General features: G+C 69.1%; 20 protein-coding genes. 10 read left to right on the top strand and 10 right to left on the bottom strand.

Features of this window, described 5'->3' with window-relative positions:
* Positions 1–5: 5 nt before the first annotated feature.
* The 5 genes from KEG57_RS47400 to KEG57_RS47380 all read left to right on the top strand — a co-directional run bounded on the left by KEG57_RS47400 (position 6) and on the right by KEG57_RS47380 (position 5,623).
* Positions 6–869, top strand: a complete 864-nt coding sequence (locus KEG57_RS47400; protein WP_272459744.1) for a hypothetical protein — start codon at positions 6–8, stop codon at positions 867–869.
* Positions 870–945: 76 nt separating this feature from the next.
* Positions 946–2,055, top strand: coding sequence for an isopenicillin N synthase family dioxygenase (locus KEG57_RS47395; RefSeq protein WP_272427609.1), 1,110 nt, complete (start codon positions 946–948; stop codon positions 2,053–2,055).
* Between the two features lie 64 nt (positions 2,056–2,119).
* A complete protein-coding gene (locus tag KEG57_RS47390) occupies positions 2,120–3,490 on the top strand; it encodes a M16 family metallopeptidase (RefSeq protein ID WP_272427610.1) in 1,371 nt (456 codons plus the stop codon).
* Complete coding sequence (locus tag KEG57_RS47385) at positions 3,487–5,040, top strand: M16 family metallopeptidase (protein WP_272427612.1); 1,554 nt, start codon at positions 3,487–3,489, stop codon at positions 5,038–5,040. Before KEG57_RS47390 ends, KEG57_RS47385 begins: the two co-directional genes overlap by 4 nt.
* A 214-nt stretch (positions 5,041–5,254) precedes the next feature.
* Positions 5,255–5,623: a response regulator gene (locus KEG57_RS47380; protein WP_272427613.1), complete on the top strand. Its 369-nt coding sequence runs from the start codon at positions 5,255–5,257 to the stop codon at positions 5,621–5,623.
* 79 nt (positions 5,624–5,702) lie between these two features.
* Here the strand turns inward: KEG57_RS47380 and KEG57_RS47375 are convergent, their stop codons facing one another.
* The gene (locus tag KEG57_RS47375; RefSeq protein ID WP_272427615.1) at positions 5,703–6,737 is read right to left on the bottom strand and encodes a formylglycine-generating enzyme family protein; all 1,035 of its coding nucleotides are present in this window, start codon (positions 6,735–6,737) and stop codon (positions 5,703–5,705) included.
* Between the two features lie 123 nt (positions 6,738–6,860).
* Positions 6,861–7,856: a formylglycine-generating enzyme family protein gene (locus KEG57_RS47370; protein ID WP_272427616.1), complete on the bottom strand. Its 996-nt coding sequence runs from the start codon at positions 7,854–7,856 to the stop codon at positions 6,861–6,863.
* On the opposite strand from KEG57_RS47370, the gene KEG57_RS47365 reads away from it, so the two are divergent.
* A complete protein-coding gene (locus tag KEG57_RS47365; protein ID WP_272427618.1) occupies positions 7,855–7,977 on the top strand; it encodes a hypothetical protein in 123 nt (40 codons plus the stop codon). The genes KEG57_RS47370 and KEG57_RS47365 overlap by 2 nt on opposite strands.
* Here the strand turns inward: KEG57_RS47365 and KEG57_RS47360 are convergent.
* Complete coding sequence (locus KEG57_RS47360; RefSeq protein ID WP_272427620.1) at positions 7,953–9,680, bottom strand: hypothetical protein; 1,728 nt, start codon at positions 9,678–9,680, stop codon at positions 7,953–7,955. The genes KEG57_RS47365 and KEG57_RS47360 overlap by 25 nt on opposite strands.
* Before the next feature lie 207 nt (positions 9,681–9,887).
* Here KEG57_RS47360 and KEG57_RS47355 point away from each other — a divergent pair, with 207 nt between their 5' ends.
* Positions 9,888–10,169, top strand: coding sequence for a hypothetical protein (locus KEG57_RS47355; protein ID WP_272427621.1), 282 nt, complete (start codon positions 9,888–9,890; stop codon positions 10,167–10,169).
* Between the two features lie 45 nt (positions 10,170–10,214).
* Entirely contained in the window at positions 10,215–11,396 is a 1,182-nt protein-coding gene (locus KEG57_RS47350) for a hypothetical protein (RefSeq protein ID WP_272427623.1), read from the top strand.
* A 1-nt stretch (position 11,397) separates the two neighbouring features.
* Here the strand turns inward: KEG57_RS47350 and KEG57_RS47345 are convergent, their stop codons facing one another.
* The 3 genes from KEG57_RS47345 to KEG57_RS47335 all read right to left on the bottom strand — a co-directional run bounded on the left by KEG57_RS47345 (position 11,398) and on the right by KEG57_RS47335 (position 15,644).
* Positions 11,398–12,543, bottom strand: coding sequence for a serine/threonine-protein kinase (locus KEG57_RS47345; protein ID WP_272427624.1), 1,146 nt, complete (start codon positions 12,541–12,543; stop codon positions 11,398–11,400).
* A 69-nt stretch (positions 12,544–12,612) separates the two neighbouring features.
* The gene (locus KEG57_RS47340; RefSeq protein WP_272459743.1) at positions 12,613–13,971 is read right to left on the bottom strand and encodes a choice-of-anchor L domain-containing protein; all 1,359 of its coding nucleotides are present in this window, start codon (positions 13,969–13,971) and stop codon (positions 12,613–12,615) included.
* A gap of 14 nt (positions 13,972–13,985) precedes the next feature.
* Complete coding sequence (locus KEG57_RS47335; RefSeq protein ID WP_272459742.1) at positions 13,986–15,644, bottom strand: hypothetical protein; 1,659 nt, start codon at positions 15,642–15,644, stop codon at positions 13,986–13,988.
* Between the two features lie 204 nt (positions 15,645–15,848).
* Between KEG57_RS47335 and KEG57_RS47330 the strand changes: the two genes are divergently transcribed.
* Together KEG57_RS47330 and KEG57_RS47325 are read left to right on the top strand one after the other, a co-directional pair.
* Positions 15,849–17,690 carry an ABC transporter ATP-binding protein gene (locus tag KEG57_RS47330; protein WP_272427630.1) on the top strand — a complete coding sequence of 614 codons (1,842 nt, stop codon included), beginning with the start codon at positions 15,849–15,851 and terminating at the stop codon, positions 17,688–17,690.
* Positions 17,691–17,805: 115 nt separating this feature from the next.
* Positions 17,806–19,146, top strand: a complete 1,341-nt coding sequence (locus KEG57_RS47325) for a cytochrome-c peroxidase (RefSeq protein ID WP_272427632.1) — start codon at positions 17,806–17,808, stop codon at positions 19,144–19,146.
* A 10-nt stretch (positions 19,147–19,156) separates the two neighbouring features.
* On the opposite strand, the gene KEG57_RS47320 is transcribed toward KEG57_RS47325, so the two are convergent.
* From KEG57_RS47320 to KEG57_RS47305, 4 genes are read right to left on the bottom strand one after another with little or no spacing between them, the layout of a single operon-like run.
* Positions 19,157–20,668: a tetratricopeptide repeat protein gene (locus KEG57_RS47320; RefSeq protein WP_272427634.1), complete on the bottom strand. Its 1,512-nt coding sequence runs from the start codon at positions 20,666–20,668 to the stop codon at positions 19,157–19,159.
* On the bottom strand, positions 20,665–21,546 hold the full coding sequence (locus KEG57_RS47315) for a TolB-like translocation protein (protein WP_272427635.1): 882 nt from the start codon (positions 21,544–21,546) through the stop codon (positions 20,665–20,667). The genes KEG57_RS47320 and KEG57_RS47315 overlap by 4 nt, the downstream gene beginning before the upstream one ends.
* A gap of 33 nt (positions 21,547–21,579) precedes the next feature.
* A complete protein-coding gene (locus KEG57_RS47310; RefSeq protein WP_272427637.1) occupies positions 21,580–22,452 on the bottom strand; it encodes a hypothetical protein in 873 nt (290 codons plus the stop codon).
* Positions 22,449–24,311 (bottom strand): hypothetical protein, encoded by a 1,863-nt coding sequence (locus KEG57_RS47305; protein WP_272427639.1) that lies wholly within the window; start codon positions 24,309–24,311, stop codon positions 22,449–22,451. The genes KEG57_RS47310 and KEG57_RS47305 overlap by 4 nt, the downstream gene beginning before the upstream one ends.
* Positions 24,312–24,370: the final 59 nt, after the last annotated feature.

The following is a 24,370-nucleotide window of genomic DNA, read 5'->3' as shown; positions in this document are numbered from 1 at the left end:
TACCGGTGAACGGAGCTTACGCACGGATCTGCGGGTGGTTTTCAGCCATGGCGCTGCTCGGGGTCGGCTGTGGCCAGATCCTCGGTCTGGATGAGTACGTGCTCGTCGACGGAACCGGCGGGTCGGGCGGAGTCACGCCGGGCTGCGGGGACGGCGCCCTCGACCCGGGGGAAAAGTGCGACGACGGGAACGATACGGTCGGCGACGGCTGCACATCCTGCGTGGTGGACGCGTGTTACGAGTGCACGACCAAGGAAGGCACGCCGAGTAGCTGCGTGGCGAAGGGGGCGGGCGACTTGTGCGCGGCGGGGCTCTGCGACGGCACGGGCCAGTGTGTCGAGTGCCTGGTCAACCAGCATTGCGGCGTCGATGGTTATTGCTTCGAGAATGCCTGCAAGAGCTGCGACGATGGGCTCAAAAACGGTGACGAGACGGATGTGGATTGCGGCGGTACGCATTGCTCGCCATGTGCGCAGGGAAAAACCTGCGCGACGATGACCGACTGCGTAACGGCATTTTGCGTAGACGGCGTTTGTTGTGCCGAAAATTGCGACGCTCCGTGCCTTGCGTGTAACGTAACGGGGGTTGTTGGAGAATGTGCTGCCATCGAGAAGTACGGCGAGGATCCCAGCTACGGCATGGGGCAGGCATGCCTGGCAGCCGAGGATAAGGCATGCACGGGTAGCGGCGGGTACTGCCTCAAGGCATTAGATCAACCATGCGCGACCAACACCGAATGCGCGTCCCTCCATTGTGCTGATCCCGACATGAACGGCACTAAGATCTGCGTGAAGGATGTTGGCGACCCCTGCACCATGAACGCCGACTGCTACACCAACAAGTGCACGAACGGCCTCTGCGCAATGTGAGGCGCCTCCGTCCCGCATCGCCACCGCCTCACACCCCCGTTGCGCCCCCTCCCCCACCCGTGGTAGTGCCCGCGCCATGACCGGCACTCTCCACGATGAAATCCCCATTCTCGATCTCCAGGACGTCGGCTCCGGCGACGTGGAGCGCGAACGACGGGCCGCCGCCGCGATCGAGCGTGGGCTCGGCCGGTACGGGCTCGTGTACGTGAAAAACCACGGCATCGACCCCGCCGCGCTCGATGCGTTCTACACCGAGTTCCTCGCCCTCACCGCCCTCCCCGAGGCCGAGAAGCGCCGCTGGGCCCGCGCAGACCTCTGGTTCCAGCGCGGATACACGCCGCCGAACACCGAAAAGGCCGTCGTCGCCGGGGGTCAGCCGGATTTCAAAGAGTGCTGGTTCGCCGCGCCCATCGAGGTCGATCCCGTCGCGGCCGAGCTCTACCCCGAGATCCACCCGCCGAACGTGTGGCCCGAAGACCGGCCCCGCTTCCGCACGTTTTACGAGGCGATCGGGCAGGCCCTGCATGGCGCCGGGCTCGCGCTCCTCCGGGCCTGCGCGGACGCGCTCTCCTTGCCGCGCGAGACGTTCGCCTCTGTGACCCGCGGCGCCCCGCACGTCACGCGCGCCTTGTTGTACTTGCCGCTCGACGAGCAACAATGCGAACATGGCGTCCTCTGGGGCGAGGAGCATACCGATTTCAATCTGCTCACGCTCCTGCCGGGCGGATGGTTCCTCGACCGGGATCGCAATCGCTGCGCGCGGCCCGACGACCGGAGCGGGCTCTTTTTGCGCACGCGGGGCACGGACGGTCGCCCCGGCGGCGATCTCGTGCCGGGCACCGCGCCGCCGGGCTGCATCGTGGCCCAGGTCGGCCAGCAACTCGAGATCTTGACCGGGGGGCGCCTGCTCGCCACGCCCCACGTGATCACCGCGCCGAAGACCCCGGGGTATGCGCGCACCTCGATGGCCCATTTCGTCCACGTGCACACCGATACGCGCCTCTTCCCGCTGCCCCCGTTCCAGACCCGCGAGACGATGATGGCGTATCGGCCGCCGGTCCTCGCGGGTACGTACGACATCAAGACGCTGGTCGACATCGGTCTCGCGCCCCCCGACGTTCTCTCGAAACTCGGCTATCGCCATTACGACAGACTCGCGAGCGTACGCGCGGGCGAGAGTCGCTGAGAAAGCCCGCGCGCGCCGGTCCGTGCGTTGAGGCCCCGGGGCCTTCGTGGTAAGAAGGCCGGCCATGCGCCTCCTCTCCCCGCGCTCGTCGTTCGTCGCGCTCGCCCTCGTCGCCGCGCCCGCGCCCGCGCTCGCGGCTCCTCCCAAGGCGGATCCGCCCCCGGCGCTGCGCCTCGCGATCCAGCGCGCGACGCTCGTCAACGGCCTCAGGGTCGTGATGAACGTGGATCACGCCTCGAACGCAGTGGCCCTCGCCGTCACCTACGATGTGGGCTCGCGCGACGAGGCACCCGGCCAGGGCGGATTCGCGCGGCTCTTCGAGCACCTCCTGTTCGGCGCCACGAAAAACCTCGCGGCGGGCGAATTCGAATCACTCGTGGCGAGCCGCGGCGGGTTCGTCACGGCGAGGAGCGCGGTCGATCGGACGGCGTATTCGATGGTCGTCCCCGAAAACGAGCTCGCGCTCGGCCTCTGGCTCGAAGCCGAACGCATGCACCGCGTCGATCTGAGCCAGGCGGCGATCGACGCCGACGAAAAGGCGCTCGCCGTCCTCGATCGGGTGCCGTACGGAAAAGCCGAGGCCCGACTCGGCGCGCTCGCGTTCGAGGGTGCGCTCGCGTATGCCCACGGGGACCACGATCGCGCGGACGTCGCCGCGATCCGCGCGTTCCACGTGGCGCATTTCGGGCCGAACACCGCGATCCTCGGGATCTCGGGGGATTTTGACCCGGACATGGCCATGAACCTCGTGCACCGGTATTTCGACGGCATCCCCCGTATCCAGGCAACACCGTTCGTCGAGCCGAACGTGCCCGAGCAGGCGGCGGAGCGGCGTGAGGTCGTCGAGGACGCGCTCGCCCGCGCGCCGGCGCTTTCGTATGGGTTCGTGATGCCCAAGCTCGGGACACGCGAGTACGACGCGCTCCGTCTGGCGCAGGTGATTCTCGGCGACGGCGAGGGCTCGCGGTTCGTCGCGCGCCTCGTGCGCGGGGACGCGCTCGCGACGGAGGCGCGGGCCGAGGTCGATGCGCGTTTCGGCCGCGGGCCAGGGCTCTTCCGCATCGAGGTGCGGCTCGCCAAGGACGCGGCCGTGTCCGAGGTGGAAAAGCGGGTCGACGCGGCGCTGAAGGAGCTCGCCGACGCGCCGCCCACGGAGGCGGAGACGATCCGGGCGCGAAAGAGGCTCGAAGCGGGGTTCGTCCTCGGCCTCGCGGGCAATCGCCAACGCGCCCTGGAGCTCGGCAAATACGAGCTCTGGAATGGGGACGCGCGTGCGGTCGGGCGTGAGCTCGAGCGGCTCGCGAGCGTGACGCCGGCGGACGTGCAAAGAGCGGCGGCGCAGTATTTCGTGACGAAACGTCGAACCGTGATCGAGACGCGGCCGAAGCCTACTGTCGCGGGCAACCTCGCGAGCACGGCGGAGGGGTCGCGATGAGGAAGCGCGCGTCTGTCCTCGGGCTTTTGGCCCTGCTCGTCGCGGGTTGTCCCGGCCAAACCGTCGCGCCCCCGCCGCTGCATACGCCGCCCGCGAAGACGGCCGAAGCGAAGCCCTCGGTGCCGCAGGCGGCCCCGGAGCCGAAGGAGCCGCCGCCCGAATCCGCGCCGCCGAGGCCGTTTTCCACGCCGAAGACGACATGGATCGAGCTGAAGAACGGCCTGCGTGTCGTGAGCCTGCTCGATCGCGCGGTACCTGTCGCGCACCTGCGACTCGTGGTGCTCGCGGGTACGGCGGTGGATGGAGAAAAGACGGGGCTTTCGGCGGTCTGCGCGCGGGCCGTGGCTTCGTCGGGAGCGGGTTCGCTCGACGCCATCGAGCTGCGAAAACGGCTGGAAGGGCTCGGCGCGAGTTTGTCGGTGGACCTGAATGCGGATCGGGTGGTGTATGGCATTTCGGTGCCCGCGCCCCGCCTCGCCGAGGCGGCCGAGGTACTCGCCTCCATCGTCGGCCGCCCGCGCCTCGATCCAAAGGAGATCGAGCGCGTGCAAGGCGCGCTCGCCGAACGCGCCGCCGAAAAGGCCCGCAGCGACGGCACGTGGGGCGCGTTGATGATGCTCCACCGCGACCTCTTCGCGCTCCCGAGCGAGCACCACCCTTATGCCTCGTTCGACGCGACGGCCGAGGAGATCGGGCAGATCAAGCCGGCCGATTGCAAGGAGTATCATCGCCGGTATTTCGTCCCGAAGAACATGATCGCGGCGATCACCGGCGATGTGCCCGCGGACGAGGTCCGCAAGGTCGCGGAAAAACACCTCGGCGGGCTCGCCGGAAAGGCCGCCCCCGCCCCCTCCTTCACGGACCCGATGCCCCCGGAGTCGACGAAGATCACGCTCGTCGACAGGCCCGGCAGCACGCAAAGCGAGATCGTCGTGGGGTCGCTCGGCCCGAAGGAGTCGGAGCCGACCTTCGCGGGTTTCGTCGCCGCGGCCGAGGTCCTCGGCGGCGCGATCACGGGGAGGCTCGCCGTCGATCTACGGAACCAACGGGGGCTTGTTTCGCGCGCCTTTGCGGAGACCGTGCCGTTCGCGAATGGGCCGTCGGCGTTTTACGTGTACACGAAGACGAACAACGAGAGCACCGGGGATGCCCTCACGGCGGTCCTCGATCATCTGCGCGCCCTCACCCAGGAGGTGCCGAGCCCACGCGAAATGGAAACCGCCGCGCGTTTCCTTGGCGGCTCCCGCGCCGTGATCACGAGCCGGCCCGGCGGGCGAGCGGACGAGCTCTGCGACCTCGGCTCCCGCGGCCTGCCCGACGAGGCCCTCGACGAGCGCATCTCCACGCTCCGCGCCATGGCGCCCGAGGCCGCGGCCAAGGCCTTCTTCGAGCACGTGCGCCCCGGCCACGCCGTCCTCGTGGTCTCGGGCGACGCCACCCGCGTGGGCCCACTTTTGCAAAGGTTCGGCGAGGTGAAGGTCGTGGACCCGACACGCAACTTCGCCCGGACCCGCACCCTGCCCGCCGCCGCGGCCCCGAGCCGACCCTGAGATACCGCGCTCCGGATCGCGAAGACGAAAACCGGAAGCGGCCCCCGGATTTCACGGGTGAAACGCGACCGCCCCGAGAGCGCCCCGGTCACTCCTGTGACCCCCCACGAAATGCCCAGGATCCGCGGGTCCCCGGGACGGAACGAGGGTTGGCCTGGCCCTTGCTAGTACGTCCCTCGTTCCTTTTTCGTGCCCGACGGGAGGGAGGTGAGACATGCCCAGCGTGCTCATCGTGGACAGCGAAAGTACTCAGCGTCGATCTCTGTCGCTGGCTCTGCGCCTCGAAGGCTACCAGGTCGCCCTCGCCACGTCCGCCGAGGAGGTCAAACACCACCTCGACGACAGGCAAGGGTATGACGTGGTGATGGTCGATCTCATGATCCCCGAGCTCAATGGCCTGGATCTGGCCCGGGAGATCCGCCACGGGTTCCCGCGGGCTCGCATCATTCTCACGAGCGCGTATCCACTCTCGCAACGCCAGCTCGAACGGACCGAGTGCGGCGCGATCGGGTTCGTCCCGAAGCCCTACGAGCTCGACGAGGTGTCCCGCTACCTGCGCTCGAAGCTGACAGTCGCGGCCTGAAGAAAGCACGGAACAAGGGACACCTCGGAGGAGCGCCCCCATTCGCTCCCCCGAGGTGTCCCTTGCTCCTTTTTGTCGGTCAGGGATTTCCGAGCCCGATGGGGTCGGCGCAGCAGCGAATGCCGAGGTTCTTGTTGAACGCATCGCGCCTGCGCTCGACCGTGTCGGACGTGCAGGACAGGTATTCCTCCAGATCCCAGAACGAACCGCCGCGATCCCGGCACTGATCGTCCTTGGGATCGTTGGGATGTCCGTCGGGCTTGCAGGAGTCCTCCCACTCCCAGACGTTGCCGGACATGTCGAAGAGGCCCGAGAAGTCGCCGCCGCCCTTGCAGTTCGTGGCGGCCTTGACCGCCTCGGGATTGCCGTTGCCGGCGTTCAGGGTGCCGTCGAAGTGGTCGTCGACGCACCTCTCCTGCTGGTATTCGTCGCCGTACGGATAGTTCCTCTCCCCTTTGTTGGAGCAGGCGTACGTCCACTCGCTCTTCGTGGAATCGTTGTACTCGTCATAGTCGAGCTGCTGGTCCCCGAACCCGCCGCAAAGGCGCTTGCCCACAGCCGCGCAGAAGGCGCGCGCGTCACACCAGTCGACGCAGGCCACAGGATGGTTGGGCTTACCCATCGGATCGTAATGGCTCGAATTGCACTGGTTGCCGCTCGCGCGCGGGACGTACGTGGTTTTCCAGCTGCAAACGGGGTCCTGGTTGTTCGGCGTCGGGTTCGTCTCGAGCCACTTCGAATACTGCAGGCTCGTGACCTCGGTCGCGTCGATGCAATAGGGACCCGTAGGGCCCTCGACGAGCACCATCGGCGTGCTGGTGATCGGGCACGTCGGGCCGCCGCCACCCCCGCCCCCCTGGCCGCCCGCGCCGCCCATTCCACCGGCGCCGCCCGCGGCGCCCATTCCACCGGCGCCGCCGACGCCGCCCGTCCCGCCGACGCCGCCCGTGCCTGCGCTTCCGCTGCTCGAGCTCGCGCCCCCCGTGCCCCCGCTCGCGCCGCTGCCCGCTTGTCCGCCGCCGCCGGGGACGGGGTTCGCGCCATTTGTATCGAGCGCACAACCGAGGACGGGAATGAAGAACACGCCGACGAGAAAAAGAGAGGTGCGTCCCATGGAACATACGTTTACCACGGAGCGACGACATACTGAAATGGGCGAAAGGGGAGGAGCGGTCGTTCGAATGACGGCGTAAAATTGAAGATGGGCGGCGGAATGTGAGGCGGGATCCGCGCGGGTTCAGGGGGCCGGGAGGGGATCGGCGCAGCAGCGGAAACCGGTGTTCTTGTTGTAGTGATCTCGCCTGCGATCCACCGACGGAGACACGCAGGAGAGGTAATTCTCCGTGTCCCAGAACGAGCCGCCTCGATCCCGGCACTGATCATCCTTGGGATCGGCGGCGTTGTCGGCGGGCCGGCAAGAGTCCTCCCACTCCCAGACGTTTCCGGACATGTCGAAGAGGCCCGAGAAGCTGCCGCTGCCCTTGCAGTTCGTGGCGGCCTTGACCGGCTCGGGATTGCCGTTGCCGGCGTTCAGGATGCCGTCGAAGTGATCGTCGACGCACCTGGCCTGTTGGTAGTCATCGCCGTACGGATAGTTCGTCTCCCCTTTGTTGGAGCAGGCGTACGTCCACTCGCTCTTCGTGGGATCGTTGAACTCGTCATAGCCGAGCGGCGAGTCGCCGAACCCGCCGCACAGGCGCTTGCCCACGCCCTCGCAGAACGCGCGTGCATCGCACCAGTCGACGCAGGCCACGGGGTAGGTTGGCTTTCCAATGGGATCGTAATGGCTCGCGTTGCACTGATTGCCGCTCGACCGCGGTACATACGTGGTTTTCCAGCCGCACGCGGGATCTTGGCTGTTCGGTATCGGGTTCGTCAGGAGCCACTCCGAATACTGCAGGCTCGTCACCTCGGTCGCGTCGATGCAATAAGCCCCCGTGGGCCCCTGCACGAGCACCATCGGCCCGCCGGTCGTGGGACATGCCTCCCCTGCCCCGCCCGATCCGCCCATCCCGCCCGACCCGCCGGCACCGGCGCTGCCTCCGCTTCCGCTACTGCTTCCGCTACTGCTTCCGCTGCTGCTTCCGCCTCCGCTTCCGCTGCTGCTCCCGCCCATGCCGGCGCCGCCGCCTTCTCCTGCGTGCCCGGCGCTGTAATCGTTGTCGCCCCCCAGGATCTGCACGCACCCCGTGAAGGCGAGCAGCGGGCCCAACGAAAGCCGTCCCCATTTCATGGAAATCCCTTTCCTTCCTGCCGATGACGCCCGCGGCCTCACGCCCGAGCGCCGCATCGCCGAGGAGGCGCGGGCGCTCGGGCGCGAGGCATTACGTCACTTGATGCAGTTCGACTTGTAAACCGGTCCACGGCCCGTGGCGAGGTTCACCGGGATGATGCCGATGGCCAGGGGAATCGCGCTCGAGCAGGCCTCCGGGAACGCGCCCATGTGGATGTCCTGATCGGCGAGCAAGCCCGGCTCGATGACCTCCATCGAGTTCGTCGGGAGGCTGTTCTGCGCGGCCTCCGTGACGTCTTTGATGCATTGCTCGACCGTGTCCACCATCTCCGGGAGCGTGTTCGCCTCGCCCACGCCGCAGGCCGTGAAGACGCTCTCGGCGATCGTCTGCCAGCCCTCGCCGATGATGATGAAGATGTTGAAGTTCGGGTCCGAGTTGAAGCCGTGGCCGTGGACCCAGGTATCGTATCCGACCTTCGAGAAGCCCATGCTGGAGCTCGCGTACATCATCTCGATGACCGGCCCCTCGGGGTTCGGCGGGAGGAGGTAATCGATCGCCTGAATGAGGATCAGGTTGTTGAGGCTCTTGTCGATGGCCTCGATCCATTTGCCATACATCTTGTCGATCATCTGCATCTGGATCATGTTCTGATTGAACATGCCGAGCGTGAGGCTCAAGAAGCCGAAATGGCTCGCGCCGCCGCCGAGCTTCTCGTCGTTGCCCGGAGCCTTGGCCATGAAAACGGGCGCGGCCTCGGCCTTCGCAAGGGCGCTGACGAGCTGCCCCACAGAGCGGCCCGTGGGCGCAATCTGATCGCGGACGAGCGCGGCAAACTTCGTCCTGGTGGCGATCACGCCGTGCGCCGTGGGTTCGAGCGCGACAAACTTCTGCACGGCGGACTCGACGGCGGCGCTCTTCGCCGCGAGCGCGGCCTCGTCCCCGGCCTTCGGCGCACTCGGGTCGATCGAGGCAATCGTGGTCCGGAGGTCGGCGAGCGCGGACCCGAGCGCATCCATGTCGGCGGCGACGGAATCGTCGTCCGGGCTCTTCGCGACGCCCGCCGCCGTGAGCTCGGCGGTCGTGGGATAATCGCCGGGGATCTTGCGCAGGACGTCGGCGAGCTCGGCGTAATGGAGCGGGTCGAGGTCCACAAGGCTCGCGTCGAGCGCGAGGACCGCGTCCTTCAGCACTTGATCGGAGCCGCCGTTCGCCGCGATGACCGCATGCACGCCATTCTGGACGCCCGAAAGGCCCGCGCCCGCCTTCGCGAGCAGCGGCGCAATGGCCTCGTTCAGCACGGAGACGCGTGTCTCGGCCGTGACGGTTTGTCCTTCGACCACGACCTCGCAGCCCACCGTGAAGATGCCCGCCTCGGCGAACGTGTACTTGCCGCCGTTTTCGACGACGCCCGCCTGCGGGGAGATGGTCACCGTCGAGGTGAACGGACCGCCATACGCGATTCCGTCTTTTTGTACGCCGCAGCCGGCCGAAAACGAGCCGCCATTGTCGGCCTCGAGCACGGCGCGGCTCGACGGCATCACCACCGCCGCAAAACCGTTCATGCCGCCGCCGCCCGCGCCTCCGGCGCCGCCCCCGCCGCCCGTGCCTCCTGCACCGCCCGCGCCGCCTTCGCCTCCCATCCCGCCGGAGCCGCCCTCGCCGCCCTCGCCGCCCTGCCCGCCCGCGCCCGCCTGGCCCCCGGATCCGCCGTTCGCGCCCGATCCCCCGGACCCGTCGCCATCGCCTCCACAAGCCACGAGACCGGTCAGCGCCAGAAAAGAAAATGCGGCGAGCTTCGGTCCCCACAAGCGATTCGATTTCATGCGAAGTCCTCCAGTGTGCAAGAGCCCCAAAAAAGAGCGCTCGCGAAAAGGGAGGGGCGAGGATATCACGGAATGCCCTCCCCCCGCGTCACGCAACATGGGATGGGGGCTCAGGTTTGGTGATGAGGGCCACCGTGAAGACCTGAACAAAAAATCACGTCCACAAACTGTGCACACGTTCAGCACAGGAGGTAGGGTGCGATCATCATGATGACGCCCAAGGACATCGCGCCCTACATCCTCCGTGCCCTCGCCGAGGCCCAGACCGAGGGCCGCACCATGGATCTCGAGACGCTCGCGCTCGCCATCAAGGTGCGCCGCGGCGACGTGCGCAAGACCGTGAGCGCCCTCCACCAGGAAGGGCTCGTGGACGCGCTCCGGCTGCGTCTGTCGCTCGCAGGGTTCGCGATCGGATCGGCGCTCCTGACGAAGGAACTGCCCCCGATCCGCCGGCCGAAGCAGGTCGCGCAGAAGGTAGCCGCGGCCTGACGCGCGTTTGCCCCCGCTCCACCGAAAATGCGGTAAGGAGGGGGCATGAAACTGGTTCGAACGCGCGCGATGGCCGCGATCGCGCTCCTCGCAGGGCTCGGGCTCGGGTGCAGCAAGGGCTCGTCGGGGCCGGATCCGGCCGGATCGGCGGCGCCCGCGGAGGCGAAGCCGAGCGCCAAGGGAATCGAGGCCGCCGGGAACGACGCCGCCGTGGTCGAGCTCGCGAAGAAGGTGCTCGGCTGCAAGTGGGGCTCCTACGGGTTCGACTCGATGTGCCCCGAGATGAAGTCGCTCATCGAGAGCGAGCTCATCCGCGAGGGGAAGGCCGACGCGACGTTCGTGAGCTTCCTGGAGGATCCGAACGAGCAGGTGCGCTGGCTCGGCAGCCGCGCGCTCTCGCAGCGCGGAAAGGTGTTCCGCAACGACAAAGCCCTCGCGGAACGCATCGTCGTGGTGGCCGAGGGCGAGACGAGCAAGACCGTGGCGCAGGAGCTCGGCGGGGTCGTCGGCGGGATCAAGCACGCGGACACCGGACTCGGCGAGCGGATCAAGGTCATGGCGAAGGGCCACGCGGTGCAGCAGATGCGCACGAGCCTGCTCGCGCGAATGCTGTTCTCGAACGGCGAGACGCTCTACGAGTTCGTGAAGGACATCGCGACGAACGACAAGGACGCGGTCGTGCGCAAGGCCGCGATGTCGGCCTTCTGGACGGGGACGCCGCCGAGCCGCGCCGCGGATTCATGCAAGATGTGGCTCGGGTTCGTCGACGACGCGGCCGACGACGTGTCGGGCGAGGCGGCGTATCTCACCGCGTTCTACCCGCAAGGCGGCGGGTGCAAGGCGGAGTGGGATCCGCTGCTCGACAAGATCGAGAAGCGCGCGAAGGAAGGGACGATCAAGTCGACGCAGATGGCGTCGGCGCTGTTTTACCTGCACCGACAAACGGGGGCGTCGGACGCGCAAAAGAAGCGGGCGCTCGCCGTGGCGCGCGCGATCCTCAAGAACGAAGCGAACACCGGAATGGCACGCGGCAGGGCGCTCGAGCTCCTCGCGGAGAAGGACCCCGACGGGAAGGCGCTGCTCGAGGATAGGCTGAACAACGACAAGGACGTGTTCGTGAAGCGGCGCGCGAAGGACCTCGTCGACAAGGCGAGCAAGCCGGCGGATGACAAGGCGAAGGCGGCCGAAGCCGACAAGGCCAAGGCAAGCGCGACGAAAAAACCCTGAATCAGCGGCCCGAGGGCGCGTTCGTCGCCGCGCCGGGGGGCGTGGCGGCGGGCGCGGCGGCGGGCGTGGCGGCGGGCGCGGTCTCCTGGCTGCGCTGGAGCAAAAAGAGCACGCCGCCGATGAAGAGGCCCACGGCGAGCGCCGCGGCGCCGACGATCAAAATGGGGTTCGCCCTTGGCTGTGGCGGAGGCTCGGGCGCGGGCGCGAGCGCCTCCGGGGCCTGCGCGTAGACGAGCCGGATCCCCGAGGACAACATCTTCTTGCGCACCGGCGGCGCCGGCGGGAGCACCGAGGCCACGACGCCCGCGACGGCCTCGACGAGATCCTCCATCGACGGGAATCGCTCATCCGGCGATTTCGCGAGCGTGCGCTGAACGATCGCGGCGAGCTCCTCCGGCGCGTCCTCCAGCGGGCGCGGCTCGTCGTTCAGGATCGACGTCACGAGCCCGAGGCCCCCGCCGTCTGTGCGGAAAGGCAGCCGGCCCGCGAGCAATTCGAACGCCATGACGCCCCACGAGAACTGATCGGCGCGCGCGTCGATTTCGTGGCCGAGGAGCTGCTCGGGGGCCATGTACGCGGGCGTGCCGACGATGCTGCCGTCGCCGGTGAGCCGCGACAGACGCGAGACGCCGCTGTCCTGCGTGTTCGTGAGCGCGCCGGGGAGCCTGCGGGCGATGCCGAAATCGAGGACCTTGGCCACGCCGTCCTCGCGAACCATGACGTTCTCGGGCTTGACGTCACGGTGCACGACGCCCACGGCGTGCGCGGCGGCGAGCGCGAGCGCGACCTGGAGGAGGAGCTCGATGCGCTCGCTTTGCGGGATGTCGCGGCCGATCGAGGAGCGCAGCGTCTTGCCGGCGACGAGCTCCATCGCGATGAACGGGACGCCCTCGTGCTCGCCGACGTCGTAGATGGCGACGATGTTCGGGTGCGTGAGAGAGGCCGCGGAGCGCGCCTCGCGGAGCATCCGCGCAACGTTGCGGTCCCAAGCTTCGGACTCCATCTCGGGATCCCGACGCAACACCTTGAGCGCAACTTTGCGCCGGAGGCGCGTGTCCAGCGCGCGGTAGACCTCGCCGGCAGCGCCCTCCCCGAGGCGCTCCTCGATGACGTATCGGTCGAAGGTCTCGGCCGGGGACAGGGACATCGACCGGGGATGGTAGCGCGAAGGACCGCCGCGTGGGAGGCCCAATGCGCCTCCGGTTCGCCACTCGTTTTACTTGGGGATGGGCGCCGTCCCGACGGTCGTGCCGGGCTTCGCGATCCACTGCCAGTTGTCGACGAGGGTCGTCGTGTCGAGGGAGCCGTCGCCCGAGTCGTAGACGGCGAACCGGATCGTGATCTGGTCACCGGGCTTGACGGGGGCCTGGGTCTTCAGCCAGCCGGTCGAGCCGTGGTCCTCTCCTTCGTCGTTGGTGTCGAAGCCGAAGCCGGTGCCGATGAGATCGATGTTGCCGAGGCTGCAGTTGAAGATCTTCCCGCCCGCGGAGCACGGATTCGGCGGGTTTTCCGGACAACCGCAGACCTCGAGCAGCGAGTTGTTGACGCTGACGGGGTTGCCCTGGCTATCGAAGGAGACGTTGCCGTCGTTCTGCCCGGGCGGAATGGGCGTGAGGAGCGCGACGAAGAAGTCGTTGTACGTGCTGCAGATGTACTGCGGCCACTCGTAGGTGTAGAAGTTGAAGTCGAACGAGAAACCATAGGCATTCGAGGGCACGCGGACCACGACCTCGAGCCCGACGACGTCGTACGGCACGCCGCTGCTCGTGCCGGGGCACGCGGGCGACTCTTTGGGGAAGCCCTGCGGGTGGCCGCCCATGTAGTCCTTGATGAAGCCGCTGACCGGTTGGTATCCGGGATCCGTGGGCTGGCGGGCGGTGCCGCTGGAGAGCGCGAGCGCGCGGCTGCCCTTGCGGGTCGTGATGTTGGGGCCGAACCCGCTGAGCAGGCCGTGGCCGAGGTGGAAGTTCAACTCGCTCCCGAACGGGGGCGGCGAGCCGTCCGCCATGGTCCATTGCGCCGAGACCACGCCCCAATCGGCGAAGCCCGACGAGACCTTGCAGAGCTCGACGGCGCGGGCCCCGTCGAGGGGCTCCATGCTGTCGATGGCGAGCCCGTCGTCGCAGAGGGAAACGACCACCTCGTCGATGCTCCCGTCGCAGTTCTCGTCGAACGCCTCCTTGCCAGGCTCGGTCGGCACCTCGACGGCGTTCGGGTTGCGGTTCTTGTCGCAATCGTTGCAATCGCCCTCGGTCTCGGTGAACCCGTCGCCGTCGACGTCGTCCTCGCTGCCACCGGGATCGCAGTTGATGATGCCGCCCTCGCCGCCCGAGCCGCCCTGGTTTCCGGCGTCGAACCCGAGATCGTCGCCGCCCATGCCCGTGCCGCCCTGGCCGGCGCCGCCCTGGCCCGTATTGCCGCCGCTGCCGCCATCGCCGCCATTCCCGTCGAACACCGTGCTGCCGCCGATCGCCGAGCACGCGGAGGGCGCGAGGGGCGCGAGGAGGGCGACGGAGAGCGCCGCGAGGGTGACGCGCCGAGGGGCCGTATCGAAGAGACGCATTCGTTCGCGCATGTCGGACTCCTGAGTCAAAAAGCTATGCAGATCTTGTCGCTGAGGCCGAGATCGATGCAGGTGTACCCCGGGCGGCACTGGTCGTCGGTCTGGCAGGTGCGCATGCAGGTGCCGGCGCCGCTCGGGAAGAAGAGCCAGTTCGAGCAGATCGATCCGGGGCTGCAATCGTCCGCGAAGTAGCAGAACTCGGTGCAGTAGCCGCCCGGATACCCGAACCAGTCCTGCGAGAGGCAGACCGGATCATTCTGCCCGGCGTAACACTCGTTCGATTTCGTGCAGGGCAGGCCGGGGGACTTCGAGCCGGGCTTGCAGGCCGGCGTGGCCTGGCAGCCCGGGTCCTCGCAATCGATGAGGTTGTTGTTGTCGTCGTCCTGGTGGTTCGTGCAGTTCGCCTCGGGCCCCTGACGGCACACCTTCGTCGGGTGACCTTCGTCGGCGCAGGCATACCCGACGCGGCAATCGGCGTCGGTCACGCAGCCGTCGAGGCAGAGGCCGTGCACGCTGCCGAAGCCGAGATCGACGCAATAGCCATCGCCAGGGCAGTCCTGCGCGGCGAGGTCGCACCACTCGGTGCAATACCCGTCGGGAAAACCCTGCCAGCTCTCGAGGCAGGCCGGGTCATTCGCGTTCGCGGCGCAATCGGAGGGGAGGAAACAAGCCTCGCCGAGCAAGCCGACGCCCGGCTGGCATTCGGGCGTCGCCTGGCATTGCGTGGTGTCGTCGCAATCAACGTAGCCGTCGATGTCGTCGTCCCAGAAATCGCTGCAGAAATTCTCGGGCTTGGGCATCTCCACGTTGAGATCGAAGAAGCCCGAGCCGCCCGCGGAGCCGTCGACGACGACGTAGATCTTCTGGCCCTGGACGACCTCGACCGCGACCGTGTCGCCCTTGCCGCCATCAAAGTTGCCGTCGTTGTTGCAGGCGATCTCGCTCGCGGGATCGCCGCAGGTCGTGCGGAGCGAGACGCTGAAATCGCTGGACGAGCCATGCACGGTGGCCACGAACCTGCCGGTCTCCGGCATCACGACCTCGAAGATGGCCTCGGGGCCGCTCACGGGCGAGCAGGAGGCGGACTGGAGGTTCGGCCGGCCCGAGGAGTCACCGTTGAAGTAGCCCGGGATGACGAGCGATTTCGGCGCGAAACACGAGTCGAGGCACCCGGCATCCATGAAGCACGTGTCGTCCGCGCAATCCATGAGGCCGTCCTCATCGTTGTCCTTGTAATCGCCGCAGAGCTCCTTGGGGACGCAGTTGCTCGCGACGATGCCGCAGAACGGATTGCATATCAGGTCGCCCGAACCGAGGCCGATGCTCGCGCAGGTCTTGCCGCCGAAATCCGAGCCGTCGCATTGCTCGCCCGGATCCATCATGCCATTGCCGCAGTTCGGGTTGCCGCCCGTACCGGAGCTCGCGCTGGAGCTCGACGCCTCGCCCGCGGCGCCGTCGCCGCCCGCGCCACCCATGCCCCCGGCGCCGCCTTGTCCCCCCACGCCGCCCGTGCCGCCCGCGCCGCCCGCGCTGAGGGTCCCGCCCGCGCCACCACCTCCGCCGGGGCCGCTGCCCCCGCTGCCCCCGCTGCCGCCCGAGGCCTCGTTGACCGCGCCCGTCGCGCAAGCCGACGTACACACCACCGCCACGAGGGCGACCCCCAACCTTTGCCAGCGTCCACGCATCGTTTTCGCCCCGGCGTCTTGTCGTGTCGTAAAAAGCAAGTAAGCAGCGCCTAGGGCCGAGCGAACGATCCCAGCGCTGGTCGCCAGCTTGACCATGACGGCCCCCGGACGTCAACAGCTGGCATGTGCTCGGTCCTGCTCGACCAGGGCGTGCAAGGAACCGTACGGGCGGTTTGGCAAGGGGCGCGCAACAATGGGGCGGCGATGGCCGAGCCGAATCCGAAGCCGAACCTCCTCGTCCGCCTGCGCGGGAGCTTCGAGCATACGCCGCGCACGCTCCTCTTGCTGTTCCGGTCGGCCAAGCTCGCGACGATCACGCTCTTCGTGCTGACCCTTGCCGCCGCGGTGCTGCCGCTCGGCGTCGCGTACGCGGGCAAGGCGATCGTGGACGCGGTGGCCGCGCATTCCCGCGAGGCGACGCTGCGCTGGGTGCTCGTCGAGCTCGCGCTCGTGGCGGCGCTCGCGCTCGTGCAGCGCGGGATGGGGCTGCTCCGCTCGCTCATCGGGGCACGGCTCGGGCTCGACATCAACGGCGCGATCCTGGAGAAGGCGCTCACGCTGGAGCTCCGGCACTTCGAGGAGCCGCAGGTCTACGATCAGCTCACGCGGGCGCGGCGCGAGGCCTCGTCGAGGCCGCTCGCGATGGTGACCGAGACGTTCGGGATCGTGCAGAGCCTGGTGACGCTCGCGGGCTACGGGGCGCTCCTGTTCCGGTGGAGCGGGTTCGCGGTGCTCGCGCTCGCGCTCGCGTCGCTGCCCGGGGCGATCGCGGAGGTGAAGCTCGGCAACCTCGCGTTCCGGCTGCGCAACTGGCGCTCGCCCGAGGCGCGGAAGCTCAACTACCTGGAGTACGTCCTCGCGAACGACGCGCACGCGAAAGAGGTCAAACTCTTCGGGATCGGGCAGGTCCTGCTCGAGCGGTACCGCGCGCTCGGGGAAAAGTTTTACCGCGAGGATCGGGCGCTCGCGGTGCAGCGCGCGGGCCTCGGCTGGGGTTTGTCGCTGCTCGGCACGGGCGCGTTTTACGCCTGCTACGCGTCGATGGCGCTCGGCGCGGCGAGGGGCGATCTCACGCTCGGCGACCTCGTGCTCTACGGCATCTCGTTCCGCCAGGGCCAGCAGGCGTTCCAGTCGATCCTGTCGTCGCTCGGCGGCATGTACGAGCACAACCTGTACATGTCGAACCTGTTCTCCTACCTCGCGATCCCCACGAACGACGGGGCGAGTGCGCCGAAGATCGCGCTCCCCGACGCGGCGAAACGCGAGGTCGAAGGAGATGAGGCGGGACGCGAGCAAGGCATCCGCTTCGAGGGCGTGAGCTTCCGGTACCCGGGGCAGGAGAAGCTCGCGCTCGCGAAGCTCGATCTGTTCGTGCCGCGCGGGCAGAGCGTGGCGCTCGTGGGGCACAACGGCGCGGGCAAGACGACGCTGATCAAGCTGCTCACGCGGCTCTACGCGCCGACCGAAGGGCGCATCCTGCTCGATGGGAAAGATCTCGCCGCGTGGGATCTCGACGCGCTCCGGCGGCGCATCGGCGTCGTGTTCCAGGACTACAACCGGTATCAGCTCACGGCGCGGGAGAACGTCGGCTTCGGAAGCACGCCGCACATGGAGGACGCGGATCGGCTCTCGCGGGCGATCACGCGTGGCGGGGCCGAAGAGGTGCTCGCGACGCTGCCGAGTGGGCTCGATACGCAGCTCGGACGGTGGTTCAAGGACGGGACGGAGCTCAGCGGCGGGCAGTGGCAGAAGGTGGCGCTCGCGCGGGCGTTCATGCGCGAAGAGGCCGATGTGCTCGTGCTCGACGAGCCCACGGCGGCGCTCGATGCGGAGGCGGAGCACGCGGTCTTCGAGCGGTTCCGCAAGCTCGCCGAGGGACGGACGACGTTCGTCGTGTCGCACCGGTTCCCGACGGTGCGCATGGCGGATCGGATCCTCGTGATCGACGGCGGCCGCGTGATCGAGGAGGGAACGCACGCCGAGCTCGTCGCGAAGGACGGGCGGTACGCGCGGATGTTCGCGCTTCAGGCCGAAGGGTACCGTTAGGGAACGTCGTCAAAACCGGCCCGCGCGCGACGAACCGCTATCGCCGCCTCTCCGCGTTCGTTACGATGCTCGGGCACGAGGGGGGAGCGCGCGGCACGCGTGCGAGGAGGTTTCCATGCGAGCGCGAACAGGGATTTGGTTGTGCGTGGTGATGGCGGCGGCGGCCCTGGGCGGCTGCGAGGACGAGAGCGAGGAGCTCGTCGACGGGCATTTCACGCCGGAGGACTGGACGGAGATCCAGAAGCTTTCGCCGCTCCCGCCGCTCGAGGCGGATACGACGAACGCCTTTGCGGACAACCCCAAGGCGGCGGAGCTCGGGCAACGGCTCTTCTACGAGAAGGGCTACTCCGGGCCAATCAAGGTGGCGAACGATCTCGGGAACGTGGGCGAAACGGGCAAGGTCTCGTGCGAGAGTTGCCACATCAAGACGGACTGGTTCGTCGACACGCGTTCGAAGCCGGCGAACACGTCGATCGCGATCGAGCCGTTCATCCGCAACGCGCCGACGCTGGTGAACGTCGCGACGTACACGGACTGGTTCGGCTGGGTCGGCTACAACGACAACCTCTGGGGCAAGTGCCTCGTCCCGGCCGAGTTCGTCATGGGCACGGATCGCTCGGGCATCGTGCACTTCCTCTACCAGCAGCCGGACTACCGCGCGGCGTACAACGATCTCTTCGAGCCGGACCTCGATCCGGCGCTCGATCCGATGCATCCGGACGCTTCACGCTTCCCGATGATCGCGTCGCCGACGGTCGCGCCCGACGTGTGGCAGAGCATGCCGGCGGAGGATCGCGCCGTGATCAACCGCGCCTACGCGAACTTCGGCAAGGCGCTCGCGGCGTACCTCAGGCTGCTCCAGAGCGGCAATGCGCCGTTCGATCGGTACGTGGCCGGGGACGTGTCGGCGATCAGCGAGAGCGCCAAGCGCGGGCTCGGGCTCTTCGTGGGGAAGGCGGCGTGCGTCGCATGCCACGCGGGCCCGACGTTCAGCGACAACGACTTCCACGTGACGGGCGTGCCGCAGATCGGCGAGCACGTGCTTCCGCCGGACATGGGCGGTGATCCGGGGCGGTTCCAGGCGCTCGACGTCTACTTCGGCTGGGACTTCAGCACGAAGGGCATCTACAACGACGACCCGAGCATCGACCGCAGCAAGGGCGTGACGAAGGACGAGAAGCTGCTCGGCGCGTTCCGCACGAAGGGCCTGCGCACGGTGGCGAAGACGGGGCCGTTCATGCACACGGGGCATCTCGCGACGCTGCGCGAGGTGGTCGAGTTCTACAACGTGGGCGGCGCCGACAAGGACTTCGCGGGCACGAAGGATCCGCTCATGGTGCCGCTGAACCTCACGCCGCAGGAGATCGACGACATCGTCGCGTTCCTGGAGACGCTGACGGGCGATCCGATCCCCGAAGCGCTGCTCGTCGACACGTCGTTCGGTTCCACGAAGTAAAACCTCATCCCTAGCGTCCTTCGAGGAGGGCCTTCGCTTCGGGATCCCCGGGGCGGTAGCGGAGCCACGCGCGCGTGGCGGCGAGGGCTGCGTCCGGCCTTCCCGCGGCGCGCTCCGCGGCGGCGAGGGCTTTCCACACGATCGGATGCGGCAAGAGGCGCGCGGCTTCGCGCAGTTTGTCCGCGGCCTCGCGCGGATCGCCGGATTCGAGGAGGAGGCGGCCTTCGAGGTGAAGGAGGCGGGCTCGATCGAAGGGAAACGCGAGCGCCGCGCGCGTGTGGCGGAGCGCGGTGCGTGTGTCGCCCGAGGTCGTCGCCGTGCGGATGGCCTCGCGGTGGTGGTAGGCCGAGAGGAACTGCGCGAAGGCCACGAGGGCCCAGGCGAGCGCACACGCGAGGCCCACGTGCGCGAGGTTCCACGATGCGCGCGAGGCAACCCGCGGACGGAAGGTGCAAGCGAGCACGAGGATCGCCGCGATCCACGTCGCCGGCGAGGCCGCGAGCCCGGCGCCGAGCGCGAGCAGGGCGAAGGCGATCCACGCGGCGCGAAGCTCGGCGCGGGGCAAGGCGGGCGCGAGGCGGAGGCGCTTTCGCGCGAGGAAGAGCGCGAGCGCTGTGGGGAGGAGGCCGAAGGCGAGGACGAGCGCGGCGACGTCGTCGTGCGGGTGCTCGGGGAAGGTCCAGAACCGCGCGGCGTCGGGGTGCGCGGCGAGGTGATCGGCTTGCCAGTCGAGGAAGCGCGGGGCGATCGCGTCGGGGCCGACGCCGAGCAGCAAGGCTTTCCCCCACAGACCTCGCGCGTGGACGGCGACGAGGTAAAGGCGGCCCTCGACGGCGCGGACGAACCCCTCGGATGTGAGCGCGATCGGGACGAGCGCGAGGCCCGCGAGGGGCGCGGCGAGCGCGGCACGCGGGACGAGCAGGAGCACCTCGGCGGCGAGCGCGAGGGCGGCGAGGTGCGAGCGGCAGAGGAGGATGGTTGCGGCACCAAGGATCAGCGCGAGCGTGGCTTCGATCCGATCGGCGCGCCGCGTGGCCGATGCGCGATCGGCGGCGCAGAGCGGGAGCACGAGCAGCAGGAACGCGGCGAGATGGTTCGGATTGCCGAACGTGCCGACGAGCACGGGGTACGGCAGGCGGAAGGCGCCGGTATCGAAGGGAACGAGGCCGAGCGCGCCCGCGAGGGCGAGCGAGCTCGCGGCAAGGACGGCGCGACGCGCGAGGCGGAAGGCGAAAGCGCGATCCTCGGCGAAGAGCTCCGAGAGCGCGCCGAACACGCTTGGAGCTGAAACGACGGCGAGGATCTCCCAAGGTGCAGCGGGCCAGACGAGCAGCGCGAGCAGGCCGAGCGCGAGCGCGAGCGTCGCGACGAGCGAAGGCGCGCCCCACGCGCAGAGCGGGAGCGCGAGCGCGAGCACGAGCGTCTTCTGCGGCCGGAGGTCGACGGTCAGCGGCGAGGTCGCGAGCGGCAGGAGGACGAGCAGGACGACCGCGGCCGCGCGTTTTGCGGCGGACCGGGTCAAGGAGTGTCGAGCTGGCGCACGCCGACGAGGCCCGCGCCGCCGCGCTGGGAGAAGTACACGACGAACTTGCCGTCCGGGGACAAACACGGCTGGACGGCGCCACGATCCCCGGGCCACGCGAGGTTCCAGGGCTCCGCCGTGACGATGGCGTGGCGGCCGCCGGTCGCAGCGTCGACCACGAAGATCTGATCGCCGCGCTGCTCGACGCGTCGATCGCCCACCTTCGAGGGGCACTGATCGGCGAGCGGCGCGGCCGGCGCTTTCCACGAGTCTTCCGGGCCCGAGATGCGCTTCGGCTTCGGGCTGCGCAGATCCCAGCTCATCCATCCCTCGTACTCGGGGAAGCCGGAGAAGAAGATCACGCCGCCGTCCTTGGCGGCCCGCGTGTGGTAGGCGCCGTGCGCGAGCGCGCGGCGCGCGCGTTTGCCGAGGTCGAGCAGGTAGATGCCCTGGCCCGCGTCGTCGCACTCGTAGGTCGAACAGCCGAAGGCCATCTGATCGTCGGAGAGCCACACCGGGTGATAGCCGGGTCCCTCGTGGACACGCGTGCGCTTGCCGGTCTCCACGTGCACGACGTCGATGCCGGCCTGGCCAGCCGGCGCAGGCGTGTGGAGGTAGTTCACCTGGTTGGCGATGGCGAGGCGGACGCCGTCGGGCGCCCACGCGACGGTGGGCGTGTCGCCGAAGATGGCCCACTCGAGATCGCCACGCGCGACGAACTTCGGTGCCGGGGGTTCGGCCGAGGCCGTGGCCGCGGGCGGCGTGTCGACGACGACGAGCACGGAGCCGGGATCAGCGACCGTCGTGGTGCCGGAAGGCGGAGGCGCGGCGCTGCACGCGGCGGCAAGGAGGGGCGCGAGGAGCAGGGCGTGGCGCATCGGGAGGGAGCTTGCGTGATGCGCGCGCCGGGATCAATCGAAGGGCTCGATCCGCGGGTGGTGGGGACGGCGATGCGGGAAGTGGCGCGGGATGGGAACGGGCTGCATCCGCGACTCGGAGAGGAGCGCGAGCGAGGGTCGCGCCTCGCCGGGAAGCCTGCTCGCCTCGGCACGAACGACGTGCCCACGCGCGTTGGCCGAGTAGCCGAGGACCGTAGCGTCGACGCCGTCCGCGCCGGGATCGAGCTCCATGCGGAAGAACGTCTGCTCGCCAACGGCGACGTTCTGGATGCGATCGAGCGGGGCATCGCCGAAGGTGCGCGCAGCGGCGACGGTGAGGGACTCGACGCGACAAACCACGGAGAAGCCTGCGCTCGTGCCCTCGAACGCCTTGCAAACGTGGCGGCCCTCGGCCTCCTCCGCGACGGCCGCAAGGAGCGCCTTGGGATGGAGCGTGGCGGACATGGGACGGCCATCACCTTGCAGGGAGATCACGGCCTCGCCGCGGAGCGTCTCCAGCGTGCTGCGGTCGGTCGTCTCCCAGGTGATCGGCTGCGCAGGATCGACGGCGAGGGACGCCTCGTTCGAGCCGAGGACACGTTTGTCCCCCTGGACGATCGTGACGAGGTGGCGCGGACGAACCACGGAGACCGTGACGAGCTGTCGCGGACGAACCACGGAGACCGTGACGATCTGGCCCGCGCGTTTGCCGAGAAGGACGCGCATGCCCTCGGGCAGCGCGGGAGGCTCGGAAGCGGCAGCGGGCGCGGCAGCGGGCGCGGCAGCGGGCGCGGCAGCGGGCGCGGCAGCGGGCGCGGGCGCAGCAGCGGCCTCGGACGCGGGCTCCGCGGAGCTGGACGAGAACAGGAACGCGGCGGCGAGCAGGGGCAGGGCGTACGTCTTCACAGGGTCCTCAGGAAGGCGAGCAGGGCGGCGCGGTCTTCGGTGGTGAGCTGGCTCGTCTGGCCCATGCGATCGAGGTTGTCGTCGAGCAGGGCCTCGAGCGTCGGGTAACGGCCGTCGTGGAAGTACGGCGCGGAGCCTTCGAGCATGGCGAGCGGCGGCGTGCGGAACGCAGCGTGGGACTCGTCCTTCGCGCGCGAGCCGACGTCGTGCACGACGCGATCACTCGTCCCCTGCTCGAGCCCGTGGCAGCCGTTGCAGCCGAGCTTTTCCGAGGTGTAGAGGTCACGCCCGCGCCGGGCGAGCGCCTCCTCGCCCGGGTCCTTCGTCTCGCGGTGCGGCACGAAGAGCCCTTCGCGGAGGTACTTCGCGAGCGCTGCGAGATCCTCGGCCGGCAAGCCCGAGCCGCCGAGGCGGGTGAGTGTCTCGGCGATGTTGTCTTCGAGCTTCGCGTGCATGCCGTGCCAGCCGTAGGGCCCACGCTCGACGCGGCCCGCGAGCGCCATCGTTTGTCGCGGGCCGTCGCCGAGCCGCCACACGATGCCGTCCTCGCGCCCCTCGGGGTGACAGCTCGCGCAGGCGCGGCCGTCGCGCGAGATGCGGCGGTCGCCCTCGGCGTGGAACAGGCGCCGGCCGCGCGCGAGGTCTTCGCGGAGCGGATCGGTCGCGACGGGAAGCGTGTCCACGGCGCCCGACGCGAGGCTCACGACGGAGAGGTCGTGCGAGCGCTGGTTCCAGACGACCGCGATCGCCGTGCGGGGATCGACTTCGACGCCGGAAGGACCTTCGCCCACGTGGAAAGCGCGCCGCGGGGCGAGCGCCGGATCGAGCGAGCGCGCGTCGAGCTCGACGAGCTCGCCCGTGCCGTGCGAGACGACGAACAGCGCGTTACCGAGCACCGCCGCAGCGCGCGCTTGCCGCGCGGGAGAGCCCGCCGGCGCGACGGCGCTCGCCGAGAAGGCGTTGGCCGCGATGTTGACGAAGTTCTTCTGCGCGGCACCGCCGTCAGCGCCGAGCGTGCGTTCGCGCGCCACGTCGACCACCGCGACGGTCGGGACCGAGGTGTCCTCCTCGATCGAGACGCCGCCATAACCGCCCGCGACGACCCGCGTCGTGCTCTCGCCGTTCTGCACGACGAGGTGCGGGACGAAGAGGCGCGTGCCGCTCTCGTTCAGCACGGCGACGTACGCGAGCGACGAGGTCGGGTGCTGGGTGTTCGCTCCGACCATCGCGTCGACGCGGTTCCGGTAGCTGCCGCCGAGCGCGCGCACGGAGCGAACGACCGGCGCTTCGCCCGCGTCGCCGCCGTCGAGGTCCACGACGGAGAGGGCGTCGCCCGCGGCATGCGTGACGAACGCGCGGCGGCCATCAGGCGTGACGGTGATGCCACGAGGCTCGCGCGGCAGGCGCAAGGAGAAGCGGGTCGCGAGGGACTCGGCGTCGAGCGCGGTGAGGGCGCGGCCGTACGCAGAGGTGACGAGCAACGCGCCGCGCGGGCCAACGGCGAGGCTCCAGGGTTCGGCCGGGACGACCGCCCGCGCAGCGACGGTCCCCTCGCCCGCCGCGTCGACATCGAGGACACGCACCTCGTTGCAGGCGCGCAGGCTCACGGCGACCCGATCCTCGGCGAGCACGAGGACCTCGGCAGGCGCGCAGCCGAGCGGGGTCGTCGCGACCGAGCCGCTCACGAGATCGACGCGGTGGAGCGCTTCGTTGTCAGCGTCGGCGACGTACGCGACGAGGGCGTCGCGATCGAGTGCGACCGCGCCGCTCCGCGCGGGAGCAGCGGCGGCAGCGGCGGGCGCGGCGAGCAAGGCGGCGAAGAGGCCGAACGAGGCCAAGGAGCAGCGGTGCGGGCGCATGGGGTGGGGCTCGTAGACGCACAAGCCGTCCGAAAGATTTGTGGACGCGCGGCGCGCCG

It is taken from the genome of Polyangium jinanense (assembly GCF_028435365.1).
Note: the sequence above shows the minus strand (reverse complement) of the source record. Positions and strands in the feature narration are given on the sequence as shown.

Coding starts and splice junctions, on each gene's coding strand:
- KEG57_RS47345 (WP_272427624.1), bottom strand. CDS start 12,543: ATGTCCCTGTCCCCGGCCGAGACCTTCGACCGATACGTCATCGAGGAG.
- KEG57_RS47330 (WP_272427630.1), top strand. CDS start 15,849: ATGGCCGAGCCGAATCCGAAGCCGAACCTCCTCGTCCGCCTGCGCGGG.
- KEG57_RS47380 (WP_272427613.1), top strand. CDS start 5,255: ATGCCCAGCGTGCTCATCGTGGACAGCGAAAGTACTCAGCGTCGATCT.
- KEG57_RS47375 (WP_272427615.1), bottom strand. CDS start 6,737: ATGGGACGCACCTCTCTTTTTCTCGTCGGCGTGTTCTTCATTCCCGTC.
- KEG57_RS47305 (WP_272427639.1), bottom strand. CDS start 24,311: ATGCGCCCGCACCGCTGCTCCTTGGCCTCGTTCGGCCTCTTCGCCGCC.
- KEG57_RS47355 (WP_272427621.1), top strand. CDS start 9,888: ATGATGACGCCCAAGGACATCGCGCCCTACATCCTCCGTGCCCTCGCC.
- KEG57_RS47325 (WP_272427632.1), top strand. CDS start 17,806: ATGCGAGCGCGAACAGGGATTTGGTTGTGCGTGGTGATGGCGGCGGCG.
- KEG57_RS47370 (WP_272427616.1), bottom strand. CDS start 7,856: ATGAAATGGGGACGGCTTTCGTTGGGCCCGCTGCTCGCCTTCACGGGG.
- KEG57_RS47365 (WP_272427618.1), top strand. CDS start 7,855: ATGGAAATCCCTTTCCTTCCTGCCGATGACGCCCGCGGCCTCACGCCC.
- KEG57_RS47315 (WP_272427635.1), bottom strand. CDS start 21,546: ATGCGCCACGCCCTGCTCCTCGCGCCCCTCCTTGCCGCCGCGTGCAGC.
- KEG57_RS47390 (WP_272427610.1), top strand. CDS start 2,120: ATGCGCCTCCTCTCCCCGCGCTCGTCGTTCGTCGCGCTCGCCCTCGTC.
- KEG57_RS47360 (WP_272427620.1), bottom strand. CDS start 9,680: ATGAAATCGAATCGCTTGTGGGGACCGAAGCTCGCCGCATTTTCTTTT.
- KEG57_RS47385 (WP_272427612.1), top strand. CDS start 3,487: ATGAGGAAGCGCGCGTCTGTCCTCGGGCTTTTGGCCCTGCTCGTCGCG.
- KEG57_RS47350 (WP_272427623.1), top strand. CDS start 10,215: ATGAAACTGGTTCGAACGCGCGCGATGGCCGCGATCGCGCTCCTCGCA.
- KEG57_RS47340 (WP_272459743.1), bottom strand. CDS start 13,971: ATGCGCGAACGAATGCGTCTCTTCGATACGGCCCCTCGGCGCGTCACC.
- KEG57_RS47395 (WP_272427609.1), top strand. CDS start 946: ATGACCGGCACTCTCCACGATGAAATCCCCATTCTCGATCTCCAGGAC.
- KEG57_RS47335 (WP_272459742.1), bottom strand. CDS start 15,644: ATGCGTGGACGCTGGCAAAGGTTGGGGGTCGCCCTCGTGGCGGTGGTG.